Genomic DNA, 14,811 nt, shown 5'->3' with positions numbered 1-14,811 from the left:
AAAGTTCGTTCTCTCTCCGTTTTTGCCCGTCCACCAGCGCGACGCTCGTCGAAATAGTCCGGAACGCGAGACGCCGGGTCCGCGACCTCACCAGTCCGCGAGGCTGCCCTCGATGAGGGTGTCCGTCTGCTTCCTGATGTACGCGCGCTGGGCGGCGTGGACCGCCTCGTCGACCGAGGCGCCGTCCGCGACCGCCTGGCGGAAGCGGTCGCGCTTCCAGCCGGCGGGCGTCGTCCAGCGCTCGACGCGCCAGCGCAGGGGCGCGAGCCAGCGGGCCGCCTCCTCGAAGGAGCACCCCGCGTCGCGCAGTCCGGCCTCCGCCGCGTCGAGCAGGTCGTCGTAGATGGCCTCGTTGGCCTCCGTGTGTCGCCCCTCGGCGTCGACCCACTGCATGTCGGCGTCGATGCCGTCAGCCACGACCGCGTAGAAGTTGTCGCGGGCGGTCTCCCACGGGAGTTCGATGACCGGATGCTCGCGGTGTGGCAACCCCTCCATCAGGCCGGCGAAGGCGGCCTGGAACGCCACGGAGTCGCGGACGGTGGGCTGTGCGGCCACCGGCCGGAACTCGATCCGCGCGTTCGCGGACGAGCGCGAAGCGCCCTCGAACACCGGTCTGACCCAGCGCCAGTAGGTGCCGTGTTTGAGCCGGAACGTGGCGAACTCGTCGTCGAAGCGGTCACCCTCCGAGACGGGCATCGGGACGATGGTCTCGTCGGCCGCCACGCGGTCGACCGCCTCCTCGACCGTCTCCAGGTCGCGCGGGAACCGAACCTTGTCGGCCTCGGTGCGTCCGTTGAGCACCGACTCGAAGACGTGGACGCGGTTCTCGTGGGCGCCCTCGGCGAGCACGCGTTCGGGGTCCTCGCGCCAGTCGTCGTCGTACAGCTCCGGCGGGAAGAACGGCGAGTTGACGCCGAGCGCCAGTAGCGGGGCCGCGACGCGGAGCGCGTACCGGAAGTGCTTCGGGAGCGTGGCGGCCTGCGCCACCTGATAGTGCGGCTGGATCGAGGTGATCAGGCTCTCGGGCATCACGGTGTCCGCCGTGAGGCTCACGCCCGGCGCCTCGAGCCGCGTCACCTCCCCCGCGTCCGCGTTCGCCTCTGCGGAGTCGTTGGCCATCGCGTGGTAGCGGTCGGCGGCGCTCATGTTCGTCGCCACGGTGACGCCGTCGAGGTCGACGCTGTCGGTGAGGTACTCGGCGGCCCCCTCGCCGGCGGGCGGGATGGTCCAGAGCCCGTCCGAGACGAGCCGCATCCCCTCCGCGGAGGCCGGCGCGAGCGCCGCGGCGAGGCGCGCGCGGACCTCCGCCTCCTGCGACTCCAGCCCGTGGTCGGAGAGCGGCTGCGGGCTGGTGGACATCTCCGCGTTGTGGAGCCCGAGCTCCTTCTCGAACCCCATCAGCTCCAGCAGGCGGCGCGGGACGCGCATCAGCGCGTAGTCGCCCGCGCGCGACTCCTCGCTCCACCGCCCGTCCGCGACCGCGTAGAACTCGTACTCGAAGCCGACGATGGACTGGTGGTTGTCGAACGCGCCGTCGCGGAGGTGCTGTTTGACAAGCTCCGCCTCCGCGGCCGCTCGGTCGGCGAACGCCTCGGCGTCCACGTCCAGCGCCGCACGCACGCGGGCCGCGAGGTCGGGCTCGGTGCTCATGCCCGTCCCGTGCGGCCGCGAGCTTATAAATGACGGCGGCCGAGGCGGCGCTCGCGGGAGGGCGTCACGGTCGCGCGGGCCGGCGCGACCGCCCACCATCGGGGCGCTTTTGGGCCCCGCCGGCCGAGGGCGACCGTATGGAGTTCGCCGCGTTCGCCGCCCGCGCCGAGGAGTTGGAAGCCGAGCCCGCGGACCTGGAGACGGTGGCGCTGGTCGCGGACCTGCTCGCGGAGGCGGGCCCGGACCTCCCGACCGTCACCCGCTTCCTGCTCGGACGCGTCTTCCCGGCCCACGACACCCGGACGCTGGACGTGGGGCCGGCGCTCTGCTACGAGGCCATCGCACGGGCCGCGGGCCCGAACGTGGACGCGGCCGACGTGGAGACCACACTCGCGGAGCTGGGGGAGATCGGCGCCGTCGCCGCCGACTACGACTTCGGCGGCCAGCGCGGCCTCGCGGCGTTCGCGGGCGGCGGTGACGGAGCGGACGGCGGTGACGGAGCGGGGAGCGGCGGCGGAGCGACGGCCGGCGCCGGGCTGACCGTCGCCGAGGTCGACGCCGAGTTGCGGGCCCTCGCGGCGGCCTCGGGCGCCGGCAGCGAGTCCACGAAGCGCGACGCGCTGTTCGGCCTGTTCAACCGCTCGGAGCCCGCGGAGGCGAAGCTCATCGCCCGGCTCGTGCTCGGCGAGATGCGCCTCGGCGTCGGCGAGGGCGCCGTCCGGGACGCGATCTCCGAGGCGTTTCTGTCGGCCGGGGACGCGGCGGCCCCCGAAGAGGGGTCCGACGAGCCGGTGGTTCACGCCACCGACGAGGAAGTTGCGACCGTCGAGCGCGCGCTTCAGGTGACCAACGACTACGGGCGCGTCGCGGTGCTGGCCCGCGAGGAGGGCGCGGCGGGCCTCGACGAGGAGGGACTGGAGGTGGGTCGCCCCGTGCAGGCGATGCTCGCGCAGGCGGGCACGGCCGCGGACGCGCTCGAGGAGTGGGGCGAGGCGGCCGTCGAGACCAAGTTCGACGGCGCGCGGGTGCAGGTCCACTACGACCCCGCGGTCGAAGAGGGGACGAAGACGGGCGACGCGCTCGGGCCGGCACTCTACTCCCGGAACATGGACGACGTGACCGACGCCCTCCCGGAGATCGTCGAGTACGTCGCGGAGCGCGTCGACGTGCCGGTCATCCTCGACGGCGAGGTCGTCGCGGTCGACGACGCGGGCGACCCGCTCCCGTTCCAGGAGGTCCTGCGCCGCTTCCGACGGAAGCACGACGTGGACCGGATGCGCGAGGAGGTGGAGCTCCGCCTCCACGCGTTCGACTGCCTGCACGCCGACGGCGACGACCTCGTGAACGCGCCGCTCCGCGAGCGCCACGACCGTCTCGCCGCGCTCCTGCCCGACGCGGCCGCGGACGTGACCGTGACCGACGACCCCGACGAGATCGCGGCCGTCGAGGCGGCGGCGCTGGAGGCGGGCCACGAGGGGATCATGCTGAAGGACCCCGACGCGGCGTACACGCCGGGCGACCGCGGGCGCAACTGGCTCAAGCGCAAGCCGGACGTCGAGACGCTCGACCTCGTGGTCACCGGCGCGGAGTGGGGCGAGGGGCGGCGCGCCTCACTGCTCGGGACGTTCGAACTGTCGGTCCGGGCGGGAGGGAGCAGCGGCGGGGACGGCGGAGACGGCAGGGACCGAGGAGCCGACGCCTACGAGACGATCGGCAAGGTCGCGACCGGCATTACCGACGCGGAACTGGAGGAGCTGACCGACCTGCTGGAACCGCACGTCCTCGCGGAGTCGGGCACCGAGGTCGACATCAGGCCCGCGGTCGTCTTCGAGGTCGGCTACGAGGAGATCCAGCGCTCGCCCACCTACTCGTCGGGCTACGCGCTCCGGTTCCCGCGGTTCGTGGAGGTCCGCGCGGACAAGGACCCCGTCGACGCGGACTCGCTGGCGCGCGTCGAGCGGCTGGCCGGCGACGCCGGCGACTGACGGAGCCCGGCGCCCTCGTCGTCGAGCGGTCGTCCGCCGCCGGGATGGCCACCCTCAAGGCGGTCGCCCGCGCAGGGGCGCACATGACGGTTCGCTACGACGGGTTCACCGTCGACTGGCTCGGCTACGCGACCGCACGCGTCGAGACGCCCGACGGCTACGTCTGCTACACGGACCCCGGCCGCTACGGCGTCCTCGACGACTACTGGGCGAAGGACGGCGACCTCGTGCTCGTCACCCACGACCACCACTACGACAGCGACGGCATCCGGTCGGTGGCCGGCGAGGACGCGACGCTGGTGATCTACGAGGGCGTCGACCCGGCGGGCATCGACCGCGACGTGGAGCCGATCGCCGACCTGGCGGCGGACTACGAGGTCGTCCGCGTCGAGGAGGAGGACGAACTGGAGGTCGCGGCCGCCGGTGCGGCGGGTGACGCGTCCGCGGACGCGGGCACGGTCGACCCCGACGCGACGGTCTGGTCGGTGCCGGCGTACAACGACCCCGAGGGGCCGAACGCGAGCGCGGACGGCACCGTCACGCATCCGAAGGGGCTCGGCTGCGGCTTCCTCGTCGCGCTCGGCGGCAAGCGCCTCTTCTGGCCGGGCGACTCCGACGCGCTCGACGGCTTCGCGGAACTGGACGTCGACCTGTTCCTCGCGAACATCGGCGGGGGTGGCATCGTCTCGGACGAGGCGGCCTCGGCCGAGTTGGCCGACGCGATGCGGCCGGAGCTGGTCGTCCCGATCCACTACGACACGTTCGAGCAACTGGAGGCGGACGGCGAGGCGTTCGCCGCGGATGTGGCCGTCCGGAGCGTCGCCGTCGCGCTGGACGAGCGGTCCGCGAATCAGTAGCGGTTCGCGGCGCTACGCGTCCTCGCCGGCCGGCCCCTCGTCGAACTCCATCGCCACCGAGTTGATACAGAAGCGCTTCCCGGTCGGTTCGGGGCCGTCGTCGAAGACGTGCCCGAGGTGGGAGTCGCAGTCGGCACACCTGACCTCCGTCCGAACCATCCCGTGGCTGGTGTCCTTCCGCGTGGTCACCGACTCCTCCTCGGCGGCGTAGAAGGCGGGCCAGCCGCAGCCGGAGTCGTACTTCGTCTCGGACTCGAACAGCACCTCGCCGCAGGCCTTACACCGGTAGATCCCGTCCTCGTCGTGGTCGACGTAGTCGCCCGAGAACCGGGCTTCGGTGCCCGCCTCGCGCAACACGCGGTACTCCTCGTCGGTCAGCCGCTCGCGCCAGTCGGCCTCGCTCTCCGGGACCTCGTCCGCGGGTCCGTCGCCGGTCTCCGTGTCCGCGTCACTCATGGCCGGCCCTACGGGCCGTGCCCGCAAGGCCCTTGCGGCGCACGGGTCACGGCCCCGCCGCGCCCTCACGCAGCGCCTCCAGCACCGCCGCGGTGCCGTCCATGTAGCCCGCCTCGAGCACGCGGTCGGCGGCCTCGCGGGCGGCCTCGTCGGCGTTGGCGACCGCGTACGACTCGCCCGCGACCGCGAACGTCGAGACGTCGTTGACGCTGTCGCCGACCGCGACGAACCGCTCCGGGTCGACCCGGAGCGTCTCGCAGAGCGTCTCGAAGGCGGCGCCCTTGCTCACGCCGGGCGTCTTGACGTGGTACGCGTAGCCCGTGTCCACGACCTCCAGGTCGTAGCCGGCGGCGACCTCGCGGAGCAGGTCCTCGTCGGCGTCGTGCGAGGCGGCCACCTCCGTCTCGCGCCAGCGGTTCACCGTCGAGCGCGTCCCCCATCCGAGGTCGCCGCCGCGGCGGTGGAACTCCTCGACCGCCTCCCAGCAGGCCTCCGCGTCGCCCGCGAGCGTCGTCTCGCCGTCGGCGTACACGACGCCGCCGTTCTCGGCGACCACGTTCTCGGGCAGTCCCAGGAAGTGCGCGAGCGCGACCGGATAGGGGAACGACTTCCCGGTCGCGAACACCACCGGCGCGTCCCAGCCGGGCAGCAACTCGAAGACCCGACGGTCGACGCGGTGCTCCGGCGTCGTCAGCGTCCCGTCGATGTCCAGCACGAGGGGCGGAACCATGGCCGAACATCGCGGCCGCCGCGGCAACTACCTTGCGCCCGCGCGGCGGCGTCGGAGACGCCCCCGCAACCACCCCGGCCGCGCGCCGTGTTCCTGATCGCCGGCCGCGGGTCACTCCCGCAGGTCGTCCAGGCGCCGGAACGCGGTGGGCGGGAACCGGAGTTCGACGCGGCTCGGCGGGCGGCCGCGCCCGCTCGCCTCCTCGGCGCGCACGCGGGCGATGATCCCCGCCTCCGCGAGCTCGTAGAGGAACCGCTTGACCGTCCCCGCGGAGAGGTCCACGTCGGGGTCGGCCGCGATGGCCTCAGTCGTCTCGGTGACCGACGCGCGCTCGTCCTCGTCGAGGGTCACGAGCGCGCGCAACACGGCGCGGCGGTTGTCCTGCAGCGCGAGGACGCGGCCGAGCGCCGCGCACGGCTCCGGCATCTCCGCGATGGCGGCGTTGACGTCCGCCTCCGAAAGCCGGGTCCCGCCCTCGCGGTCCGCGCGGACGGCCGCGACGAACAGCACCGTCAGCGCGTCGTGGGCGTCCCCGTCGGCCCACTCGGCGATCCGGCGGGCGAGCGAGTGGTCGAGCGCCCCGCGCGCGAGCCCCGAAGACGCTCGCGAGGTGAGGATGTCGACGAGGATCTGCTGGCGGTAGCGGTCGACCGCGAGCGTCGTCGCGGTGTACTCCGACAGGGACGTCTCCGCGGGCGGCGTCCGCCCGACGGCGAGCCAACTCGCGTTGCTCGGCAGGCCAGCGAATAACTCGACGGGGTCCGGCCGGTCGTCCGCCTCCGGGTCGTCGACGTGGTCGACCGCCACGACGGCCCCCGGCGTCCCGGTCAGCGTCTCGCGGAGGCGGTCGCGCAACTCGTCGGTGCTCACGCCGTGGCCGGGCACCGACTCCTCGACCACGCCGTCCAGCACCGCGCGGTAGAAGCCGAACGCGCTGGTCGTCTCGCGCATGTCGACGCGGACGAACTGCGGGAGCGTCGTCGGCACCGCGCGCGTGCTGGTGTGGATCCCCGTCCGTGTCTCGGCGGAGGTCCGTCGGAGCCGATCGAAAAGCGCCGTCACGACCGCGGACTTCCCGGAGCCGGCCGGGCCGTGCACGTAGGCGTTCGGCGGGATCGTCCCCTCGAAGGCCGGGTCGAGGTGGTCGAGGATCCGCTCGAGCGTGGGGCCGCGGTCGACGGGCTCGTCCGCGTGCGCGGTGGGAGCGATCGCCGTGTAGTCGCGCACCAGCCGCTGGCCGTCGTCGCCGCGGCGTCGTCGGTCGATCCGTGCGTCGATGTTCATGGCGGAATGGCGTCGGCGTCGTCAGCGTCTCGTCGCCCCCCGGTCAAAAGAATCGCGGTCGCGCACCCGCGAGCGGTCGGGGATCGGAGGGGAGCGTGACCGACGCGACGACTCGCGACGGCACGGGGACCGGGCGTCGGCATCGCCCTCAGAGGTAGCCGGCGTTCGGAAGCACGCCGACCAGTGCGAGCACGCCGATGACGAGCATCAGGATCGCGATGGCCATCGCCGGCGGGTCCACGTGCGTGGAGCCGTGCGCGTAGAAGAGGCGCTGGGTGGCCTCGCCGAGGAGACCGCTCAGGGCGCCGACCAGCCCCGCCGCGACCAGGACGACCGGCGCGCTGCCGGTCATCGCGGCGACGACCACGGCCGCGGTCGATCCGAGGAGGGTGATGTGGTGGGTCACGGGGATCTTCTCCACGCCGAGGTTCAGGAACAGCAGGCTCATCGCCGAGATGGCGTAGCCGAGGAAGATGCTCCCCGTCTCCAGCCAGAGGTAGCCGCCGAGCACCCCGCCGATCAGGCCGATGGTGGCGACCCCGGACCACTTGTACTGGTGGGGGAGCCACGGTTCGGTGACGAGCGCCTCCTTCCCGCCGTCGGTCATGGCCCGGGTCTCGCCGCGCGCGAACGGCGTCATGTCGAGGAAGCCGTCGCCGCCGGGCGACCCCACGAGCGAGTAGCCGAACGCGACCCGCGCCAGCAGCGCCGTCGCGACGACCGAGATGGCGATGGGGTCGCTCGGGAACCCGACCGCGCCGAGCAGGCGGGCGATCAGCATCCCGGCGACGCCGGTGACGGCGCCGACCGCGAGGATGTCCGGCTTCGTGCCGAACGCGTAGAGGATGTTCTTCCCGAAGTGGTAGTCCCACCCCTCGGGCTCCATCTCGGGGTACTTCTTGGCCGCGTACGCCGTGGCGGCCACGCCGCCCGCGAAGGCGACGTGCGGGCCGGTCACCATGCCGAAGCCGATGACGCCCGTGATGCCGGCGGCGAGCTCGCCGTCGGGGACCGCCTCGATGGCGTCGAACTCGCGCTGGAGGATCGCGATCCCCTCGCCGAGGAAGACGACGAAGCCGGTGAAGATGAACGACGGCAGCGCACCGAGCGCGGCGCCGAAGGCCCCGCCGGCCATCGCCGCGATCACCAACACGAGGAACCGCTCGACGGTCACGTCCAGGAGCGGAACCTGGAGCAGGAGGTCGAACATCGGTCACTCCTCCCGCGCCCAGTCGAGCGAGCGCTCGACGGCGTCGTCCCACCGGTCGTACATCCTGTCGGCCTTCGCCTCGTCCATCTCCGGCTCGAAGGTGCGGTCGACCTGCCAGTTGTCGCGCAGCTCGTCGAGCGACTCCCAGTAGCCGACCGCGAGGCCGGCCGCGTACGCGGAGCCGAGCGCGGTCGTCTCGTCGACCTCGGGGCGGACGATGTCCGTCTGGATGATGTCCGACTGGAGGCCACAGAGGAAGTCGTTCTTCACCGCGCCGCCGTCGACGCGGAGCGAGGTGGTCTCGACCCCGGAGTCGGCCTCCATCGCCTCCGCCACGTCGCGGGTCTGGTAGGCGATGGACTCCAGCGTCGCCCGGACGATGTGCTCCTTGCGCGTGCCGCGCGTGATGCCGACCATCGTCCCGCGGGCGCGGCCGTCCCAGTGGGGCGCGCCGAGGCCCGTGAACGCCGGGACCATGTAGACGCCGTCCGTCGACTCGACGGAGCGCGCCAGCTCCGCGGTCTGGGCGGCGTTGTTGATGAGGTCGACGTCCTCCAGCCACTCGATGGCGGCGCCGGTGATGAAGATGGAGCCCTCCAGCGCGTACTGGACCGGCTCGCCGGACAGCTGGAACGCGACGGTCGTCAGCAGGCCGTGGTCGGAAGTGACCGCGTCCGTCCCCGTGTTCATCAGGTAGAACGAGCCCGTGCCGTAGGTGTTCTTGGCGTCGCCCGCGTCGAAGCAGGTCTGGCCGAACAGCGCGGCCTGCTGGTCGCCGAGCGCGCCCGCGACGGGGACCTCGGCGCCGAGGAAGCCGTCCGGGTCGGTGTGGCCGTACAGCTCCTCGTCCGAGGAGGGGCGCACCTCCGGGACCATCTCCTCCGGGACGCCGAACGTCTCCAGCAGGTCGTCGTCCCAGTCCATCTCGTGGACGTCGAACAGCATCGTCCGCGAGGCGTTCGTCACGTCCGTGATGTGGTTGCCGGTGAGGTTGTAGACGAGCCACGCGTCGATGGTGCCCATCAGCAGGTCGCCGGCCTCGGCGCGGTCGCGGAGGTCCTCGCCCCGCGAGCTCTGCAGCTTCAGCGGCTCCGCGTTGTCGAGGATCCACTCGGTCTTCGTCGCCGAGAAGTAGGCGTCGACTTCGAGGCCGGTCCGCTCCTGGATCCACTCGTCGTCGCCCGCTTCCTGCAGCTCCTCGACGCGGTCGGTGGTCCGGCGGTCCTGCCACACCAGCGCGTTGTGGACCGGGCGGCCGGAGTCGGCGTCCCAGACCACGGTCGTCTCGCGCTGGTTGGTGATCCCGAGCGCCGCGAGCTGGTCCGCGTCGATGCCCGCGGCCGCGAGGCCGTCGACGACGACGGACTGCGTGTTCTCCCAGATCTCGACCGGGTCGTGCTCGACCCAACCGGGATTGGGGTAGATCTGTTCGTGCGTCTCGTAGGCGTTCGCGACGACCTGCCCCGCGTGGTCGAACACCATGAACCGCGTGCCGGTCGTTCCCTGGTCGATCGCTCCGACGTACGTGTCTGACATGTGGTTGGCTCTCCCCCGCGACAATTATTTATCTCTGTTGCCGCGTTACCAGTAAACAAAATACTGAATCATTATAAAGGTTTGTGAAAGACCACCACACCGGCGGCTCGCCATCGGCGGTCCCCCGGCCTGGAGTCGTCTGCCGAGACGCGGCCCGATAGGACAGAACGGACGAGGTGAGCCACCTACGGCCGTTCTTCGCTGGCCGCTCTGCGAGGGGAGCGGTCGTGGACGGTCGCGACGACGCGCCTCCCGTTCCGGATCCGGGTCGGCTGTCCGCGGATGAGCGCCCGCGATCGAATACGTTACGCTCGACTCGCCAGAGGCGATAAGACAAAGTGGGTCCGATCCGTAGGTGAGGTAACGAATGGCATCGACACCACACGTCGTCGTCGTCGGCGGGGGGTCGACGGGCTGCGGGATCGTCCGCGACCTCGCGACCCGCGGGGTCGACGCGACGCTCGTCGAGAAGGGGAACCTCACCCACGGGACGACGGGGCGGATGCACGGCCTGCTCCACAGCGGGGGGCGGTACGCCGTCTCCGACCAGAAGTCCGCCCGCGAGTGCATCGAGGAGAACACGGTCGTCCGCGACATCGCCGCCCACTGTGTCGAGGAGACGGGCGGCCTGTTCGTCAAGCGCCCCGAGGACTCCGAGGAGTACTTTCAGGAGAAACTGGCGGGCTGTCGCGCCTGCGACATCCCCGCCGAGGTGATCGACGGCGTGGAGGCGCGCCGCCGCGAACCGTACCTCGCGCGCGACGTGGAGAAGGCGATCACGGTGCCGGACGCCGCGGTCGACCCCTTCCGGCTCTGCGTCGCCAACGCCGCGGACGCGATCGAGCACGGCGCCCGCGTCGCGACGCACGCGGAGGTGACAGACGTGCTCGTGGAGGACGGCGCGGTCGTCGGCGTCAAGGTCGAACACGGGGACGGTCCGGGAAAGCGGAGCGACCGCGGTTCCGAGACGGGGAGCCGTCCCGCGCCGGGCGAGACCGAGACGATCCGCGCCGACCACGTGATCAACGCCGCGGGCGCGTGGTCCGGCGAGATCGGCGCGATGGCGGACGTCGACGTGGCGGTCCGCCCCTCGAAGGGCGTGATGACCGTGATGAACGTCCGGCAGGTCGACACGGTGATCAACCGCTGCAAGCCGAAGGGCGACGCCGACATCGTCGTCCCCCACGAGACCGCCTGCATCCTCGGCACGACCGACGAGGAGGTCGACGACCCCGAGGACTACCCCGAGGAGGAGTGGGAGGTCGACCGCGTCATCGACGAGCTCGCCGAACTCGTCCCGCCGCTGGCGGACGCCCGGACGCTCCGCTCCTTCTGGGGCGTCCGGCCGCTGTACGAACCGCCGGGGACCGGCACCGACGACCCGACCGACATCACGCGCGACTACTTCCTGCTCGACCACGACGAGCGCGACGACCTGCCCGGGCTGACGACGGTCGTCGGCGGGAAGCTCACCACCTACCGGCTCATGGCCGAGTCGATCACCGACCACGTCTGTGAGAAGTTCGGGGTCGACGCGGACTGCGTCACCGCCGACGAGCCGCTCCCCGGCTCCGAGGACTTCTCGGTCCTGCGCGACTACATGGACGAGTTCGGCCTGCGCTCGCCGGTCGGCCGGCGCTCGACGCAGCGGCTCGGCTCCCGCGCGGACGAGGTGTTGAAGACGGACGAGCCGAACCCCGTGGTCTGCACCTGCGAGGGCGTCACCCGCGCCGAGCTCCGCGACGCGATGACGGGCGAGAACGGCGCCGGCGCGGACCTCAACGCGGTCCGGCTCCGCACGCGCGCCTCGATGGGCAACTGTCAGGGCGGCTTCTGTGCCCACGCCATCGCGGCGGAGCTGCACCCCGACTACGACGAGCCGACCGCCCGCGCCGCCCTCGACGAGCTGTACCAGGAGCGCTGGAAGGGCCAGCGGCACGCGCTGTGGGGCGAACAGCTCTCGCAGGCGACGCTCTCGCGGACGCTCCACGCGCTCACGCTGAGCCGCGACGCGGATCCCGCCACGCTCGACGACGGCGTGGACTTCGGCGCGTTCGACGACGGATCGGAGGACGGAGCGCGCTGGGACTCTGCCACGGGGGCGGACACGGGAGGCGGTCGCTGATGGCCATCGAGAGCGACGTGCTGGTGGTCGGCGGGGGGCTCGCGGGCGCGACCGCCGCGCTCTCGGCCGCGCGCGAAGGCGCGGCCGTGCGTCTCGTCTCACACAAGGACTCCACGCTGCGGCAGGCGTCCGGCCTGATCGACGCGCTCGGCTACGTTCCGCCCAGTCGGGCCGCGGGCGACGCCGGTCCCGGGTCGGACCCGACGCTGGACCCCACCGCGGGGCGCACGGGCGCGCTCGCGGAGCGACGACCCGACCCCGAGGGTCCGCTTCCGAACCCCTTCGAGCAGGTCGACGCACTCCCCGACGGCCACCCCTACCGGCTCGTCGGCGCGTCGGCGCTCCGGGAGGGGCTCGCGCTGTTCGACGACGCCGCCGGCGACCTCTACCGCGGCGCGCACACGGAGCGCAACGCGCTGGTTCCCACCGCGGGCGGGACGGTGAAGCCGACCGCGCGCTACCCCGCGTCGATGGCGGCGGGCCTCGCGAGCGACGACGCGCCGGCCCTGATCGTCGGCTTCGAGAGCCTGCCGGAGTACGACGCGCGGCAGCTGGCGGCCCGCCTGCGCGCGGCCGGCGTCCCGTTCCCGGTCGCGGGCGTCGAGATCGCGTTCCCCGGCGAGTTTCGGGACGACGCCCGGCTCACCCGACTCGCGGGCGCGCTCGACCGGAACGAGGCGCTCGGCGGCGACGACGCGGGGCGGGGGACGCCCGCCCGCGAGGCGCTCGCGGACGCCGTCGAACCGCACCTCGACGCGGTCGGCGCGGTCGCGGACGGCGACGGCAGTGACAGAAGGACCGCGGCCCGCGTCGGCTTCCCCGCCATGCTCGGCGACGAGCGCGCCGCCGCGGTCCGCGCGGACCTCTCGGACCGACTGGGCGCCGCGGTGTTCGAACTCCCCGGCGGCCCGCCGAGCATCCCCGGACTCCGGCTGGAGGACCGCCTGTTCGACGCGCTCGACGAGGCTGGCGTCCGCGTCGAGACCGGGAACCCCGTCGTCGGCCGCGAACTGGACGAGGACGGACGCGTCGCGCACGTCCTCGTGGACAGAAAAGGGCGAGAGATACCCTACGCCGCGGACGCGTTCGTGCTCGCCACGGGCGGCGCGGTCGGCAAGGGGATCGACGCCGACCGTGAGGGGGTCCGGGAGCCGGTCCTCGGCTGTCACGTCCCTCACCCCGACGACCGCTACGAGTGGTTCGTCGACGACGCGTTCGGCGACCAGCCGTACGCGCGGTTCGGGGTGGCCGCGGACGGCGCCCTCCGGCCGCTCGACGCGGACGGCGCGGTGCAGTACCCCAACGTCCGCGTGGCGGGCGCGACGCTCGGCGGCGCGGACGTGGCCCGCGAGAAGTCCGCCAGCGGCGTCTCGCTGGCGACGGGCGTGGTGGCGGGACGCGGCGCGGCGGCGGTGGCACTGGACGGAGCGAACAGTACCGACGACGCAGCCGGCGACATGACAGAGGAGAACGCATGACCGACGACTCATCACACGACGACAACGACGACGATCGCGAGCGTCCGGCGCCGGGCGTCCCGCGACTCGGCAGCGACGAACAGCCCGCGGTGTACGTTGGCGCTGACGCGGACGACCCCGCGGGGGAGTACCCGGCGGAGGAGTTCGGTCCCGAGACGGCCACGGACGGCGGGACGGCGGCCGACGGCGACGCCGCCCCCGCTCCCGGCCCGGACCCGGACGCCTACGACCCCGTCGACGTGTTCGAGGGCGGCGACCTCGACCTCCGGGAGGGCGCCGACTCCTGTTACAAGTGCACCACCTGCGACACCTCCTGCCCGGTCGCGGAGGTCGACGACGAGTTCCCCGGGCCGAAGTTCCAGGGGCCCGAGCAGTGGCGGCTCAAGCGCAAGGAGGACACGGAGATCGACGACTCGATCACCTCCTGTTCGAACTGCATGCGCTGTGACTCCGCGTGCCCCTCCTCGGTGCCGCTCTCGCAGATGCACAACGAGGCGCGGGGCGAGTTCGTCGAGCGGCAGATGAGCAAGCTCTCGCGTGAGTACGTCCGCAACCGGATCCTCTCGAACTACCGCTTCTTCGCGTCGATCGCGAGCAAGGCGCCGCGCCTGGCGAACGCCGCGACGAAGGTCCCGGGTGCGATGTGGCTGGCCGAGAAGACGCTCGGCGTCACGAGCGAGCGGGAGTTCCCCGAGTTCGCCGAGCAGACCTTCCGGGAGTGGTGGCGCGAGCGCGGCGGGGCCGCCGTCGAGAACCCCGACAAGCGCGTGGCCTACTTCCACGGGTGCTACTCCAACTACAACACACCCGAGGTGGGGAAGGCGATGGTCCGCGTCTTCGAGCAGTACGGCTACGAGGTCATGGTCCCGCCACAGAAATGCTCCGGGACGCCGATGTTCGCCAACGGCATGCTCTCGGACGCCCGCCGCGCGGCCGAGACGAACGTCGAGAACCTCGTCGAGGCCATCGGCGAGGGCGCGGACGTGATCGCCTCCTGTACCTCCTGTTCGCTCTCGCTCAGACAGGAGTACCCGGAGCTGTTCGACATCCACGGCATCGAGGACCTCTCGGAGAACACCTTCGAGGCGCTGGAGTACCTCCGGATCTACGAGGACGTGGAGGCCGACGTGGCCGAGGCGGAGGTCGACTCGGGCGCCTTCGCCTACCACGCGCCGTGTCACGCCCGCAATCAGGGCCTCGACCGGCAGGCGCTGGAGACGTTCCGCGACCTCGACGGCGCCGCGATAGAGGACGTGGGCGATTCCTGTTCGGGCATCTCCGGCACCTACGGCTGGAAGGCCGAGAAGTACGACGTCTCGATGGAGATCGGCGCCGACATGTTCGACCACATGGAGGACGCCGAGGGCGAGACCGGGATGACCGAGTGCCCGACCTGCGCGATGCAGATGGAGCACGGCACCGGCTACGAGGTCGAACATCCCCTCCAGCTGTTGGAGCGCGCGCTCGTCGAGGGGTCGTAGGGGGCGAGTCCCCGCTCGA

Annotated in this window: 11 protein-coding genes; 5 read left to right on the top strand and 6 right to left on the bottom strand. The window is 72.3% G+C overall.

Annotation, left to right across the window (positions count from 1 at the left end):
- Positions 1-87 precede the first annotated feature (87 nt).
- Positions 88-1,650: a glutamate-cysteine ligase family protein gene (locus ACQE3L_RS00125; protein WP_426961781.1), complete on the bottom strand. Its 1,563-nt coding sequence runs from the start codon at positions 1,648-1,650 to the stop codon at positions 88-90.
- A 137-nt stretch (positions 1,651-1,787) separates the two neighbouring features.
- On the opposite strand from ACQE3L_RS00125, the gene ligA reads away from it, so the two are divergent.
- Both ligA and ACQE3L_RS00115 read left to right on the top strand, forming a co-directional pair.
- Positions 1,788-3,635, top strand: a complete 1,848-nt coding sequence (gene ligA, locus ACQE3L_RS00120; RefSeq protein ID WP_426961780.1) for an ATP-dependent DNA ligase LigA — start codon at positions 1,788-1,790, stop codon at positions 3,633-3,635.
- Positions 3,636-3,718: 83 nt separating this feature from the next.
- Positions 3,719-4,492 (top strand): MBL fold metallo-hydrolase, encoded by a 774-nt coding sequence (locus ACQE3L_RS00115; protein WP_426961779.1) that lies wholly within the window; start codon positions 3,719-3,721, stop codon positions 4,490-4,492.
- A gap of 12 nt (positions 4,493-4,504) precedes the next feature.
- On the opposite strand, the gene msrB is transcribed toward ACQE3L_RS00115, so the two are convergent.
- From msrB to glpK, 5 genes are all read right to left on the bottom strand, one after another.
- Positions 4,505-4,948: a peptide-methionine (R)-S-oxide reductase MsrB gene (gene msrB, locus ACQE3L_RS00110; RefSeq protein WP_426961778.1), complete on the bottom strand. Its 444-nt coding sequence runs from the start codon at positions 4,946-4,948 to the stop codon at positions 4,505-4,507.
- Between the two features lie 46 nt (positions 4,949-4,994).
- Positions 4,995-5,678 (bottom strand): phosphoglycolate phosphatase, encoded by a 684-nt coding sequence (locus tag ACQE3L_RS00105; RefSeq protein WP_426961777.1) that lies wholly within the window; start codon positions 5,676-5,678, stop codon positions 4,995-4,997.
- Positions 5,679-5,789: 111 nt separating this feature from the next.
- On the bottom strand, positions 5,790-6,962 hold the full coding sequence (locus tag ACQE3L_RS00100) for a Cdc6/Cdc18 family protein (RefSeq protein ID WP_426961776.1): 1,173 nt from the start codon (positions 6,960-6,962) through the stop codon (positions 5,790-5,792).
- A gap of 148 nt (positions 6,963-7,110) precedes the next feature.
- On the bottom strand, positions 7,111-8,172 hold the full coding sequence (locus ACQE3L_RS00095) for a DUF7973 family transport facilitator (RefSeq protein ID WP_426961775.1): 1,062 nt from the start codon (positions 8,170-8,172) through the stop codon (positions 7,111-7,113).
- A gap of 3 nt (positions 8,173-8,175) precedes the next feature.
- Complete coding sequence (gene glpK / locus ACQE3L_RS00090) at positions 8,176-9,708, bottom strand: glycerol kinase GlpK (protein ID WP_426961774.1); 1,533 nt, start codon at positions 9,706-9,708, stop codon at positions 8,176-8,178.
- Between the two features lie 367 nt (positions 9,709-10,075).
- Here glpK and glpA point away from each other — a divergent pair, with 367 nt between their 5' ends.
- The 3 genes from glpA to ACQE3L_RS00075 are packed head-to-tail and all read left to right on the top strand — an operon-like array spanning position 10,076 to position 14,792.
- Positions 10,076-11,833, top strand: a complete 1,758-nt coding sequence (gene glpA / locus ACQE3L_RS00085; protein WP_426961773.1) for an anaerobic glycerol-3-phosphate dehydrogenase subunit GlpA — start codon at positions 10,076-10,078, stop codon at positions 11,831-11,833.
- Complete coding sequence (gene glpB, locus ACQE3L_RS00080) at positions 11,833-13,311, top strand: glycerol-3-phosphate dehydrogenase subunit GlpB (RefSeq protein ID WP_426961772.1); 1,479 nt, start codon at positions 11,833-11,835, stop codon at positions 13,309-13,311. The genes glpA and glpB overlap by 1 nt, the downstream gene beginning before the upstream one ends.
- On the top strand, positions 13,308-14,792 hold the full coding sequence (locus ACQE3L_RS00075; protein ID WP_426961771.1) for an anaerobic glycerol-3-phosphate dehydrogenase subunit C: 1,485 nt from the start codon (positions 13,308-13,310) through the stop codon (positions 14,790-14,792). Before glpB ends, ACQE3L_RS00075 begins: the two co-directional genes overlap by 4 nt.
- Positions 14,793-14,811 lie beyond the last annotated feature (19 nt).

Source organism: Haloparvum alkalitolerans (genome assembly GCF_050122995.1).
GTDB lineage: Archaea > Halobacteriota > Halobacteria > Halobacteriales > Haloferacaceae > Haloparvum > Haloparvum alkalitolerans.
The sequence above is the reverse complement of the archived record's forward strand: the minus strand, read 5'-3'. Positions and strand labels throughout refer to the sequence as shown.

Excerpts from the sequence above, each read along its gene's own strand:
- msrB (WP_426961778.1), bottom strand. The coding sequence starts at position 4,948 with ATGAGTGACGCGGACACGGAGACCGGCGACGGACCCGCGGACGAGGTC.
- ACQE3L_RS00105 (WP_426961777.1), bottom strand. The coding sequence starts at position 5,678 with ATGGTTCCGCCCCTCGTGCTGGACATCGACGGGACGCTGACGACGCCG.
- ACQE3L_RS00095 (WP_426961775.1), bottom strand. The coding sequence starts at position 8,172 with ATGTTCGACCTCCTGCTCCAGGTTCCGCTCCTGGACGTGACCGTCGAG.
- ACQE3L_RS00125 (WP_426961781.1), bottom strand. The coding sequence starts at position 1,650 with ATGAGCACCGAGCCCGACCTCGCGGCCCGCGTGCGTGCGGCGCTGGAC.
- ligA (WP_426961780.1), top strand. The coding sequence starts at position 1,788 with ATGGAGTTCGCCGCGTTCGCCGCCCGCGCCGAGGAGTTGGAAGCCGAG.
- glpB (WP_426961772.1), top strand. The coding sequence starts at position 11,833 with ATGGCCATCGAGAGCGACGTGCTGGTGGTCGGCGGGGGGCTCGCGGGC.
- glpA (WP_426961773.1), top strand. The coding sequence starts at position 10,076 with ATGGCATCGACACCACACGTCGTCGTCGTCGGCGGGGGGTCGACGGGC.
- ACQE3L_RS00100 (WP_426961776.1), bottom strand. The coding sequence starts at position 6,962 with ATGAACATCGACGCACGGATCGACCGACGACGCCGCGGCGACGACGGC.
- ACQE3L_RS00075 (WP_426961771.1), top strand. The coding sequence starts at position 13,308 with ATGACCGACGACTCATCACACGACGACAACGACGACGATCGCGAGCGT.
- ACQE3L_RS00115 (WP_426961779.1), top strand. The coding sequence starts at position 3,719 with ATGACGGTTCGCTACGACGGGTTCACCGTCGACTGGCTCGGCTACGCG.
- glpK (WP_426961774.1), bottom strand. The coding sequence starts at position 9,708 with ATGTCAGACACGTACGTCGGAGCGATCGACCAGGGAACGACCGGCACG.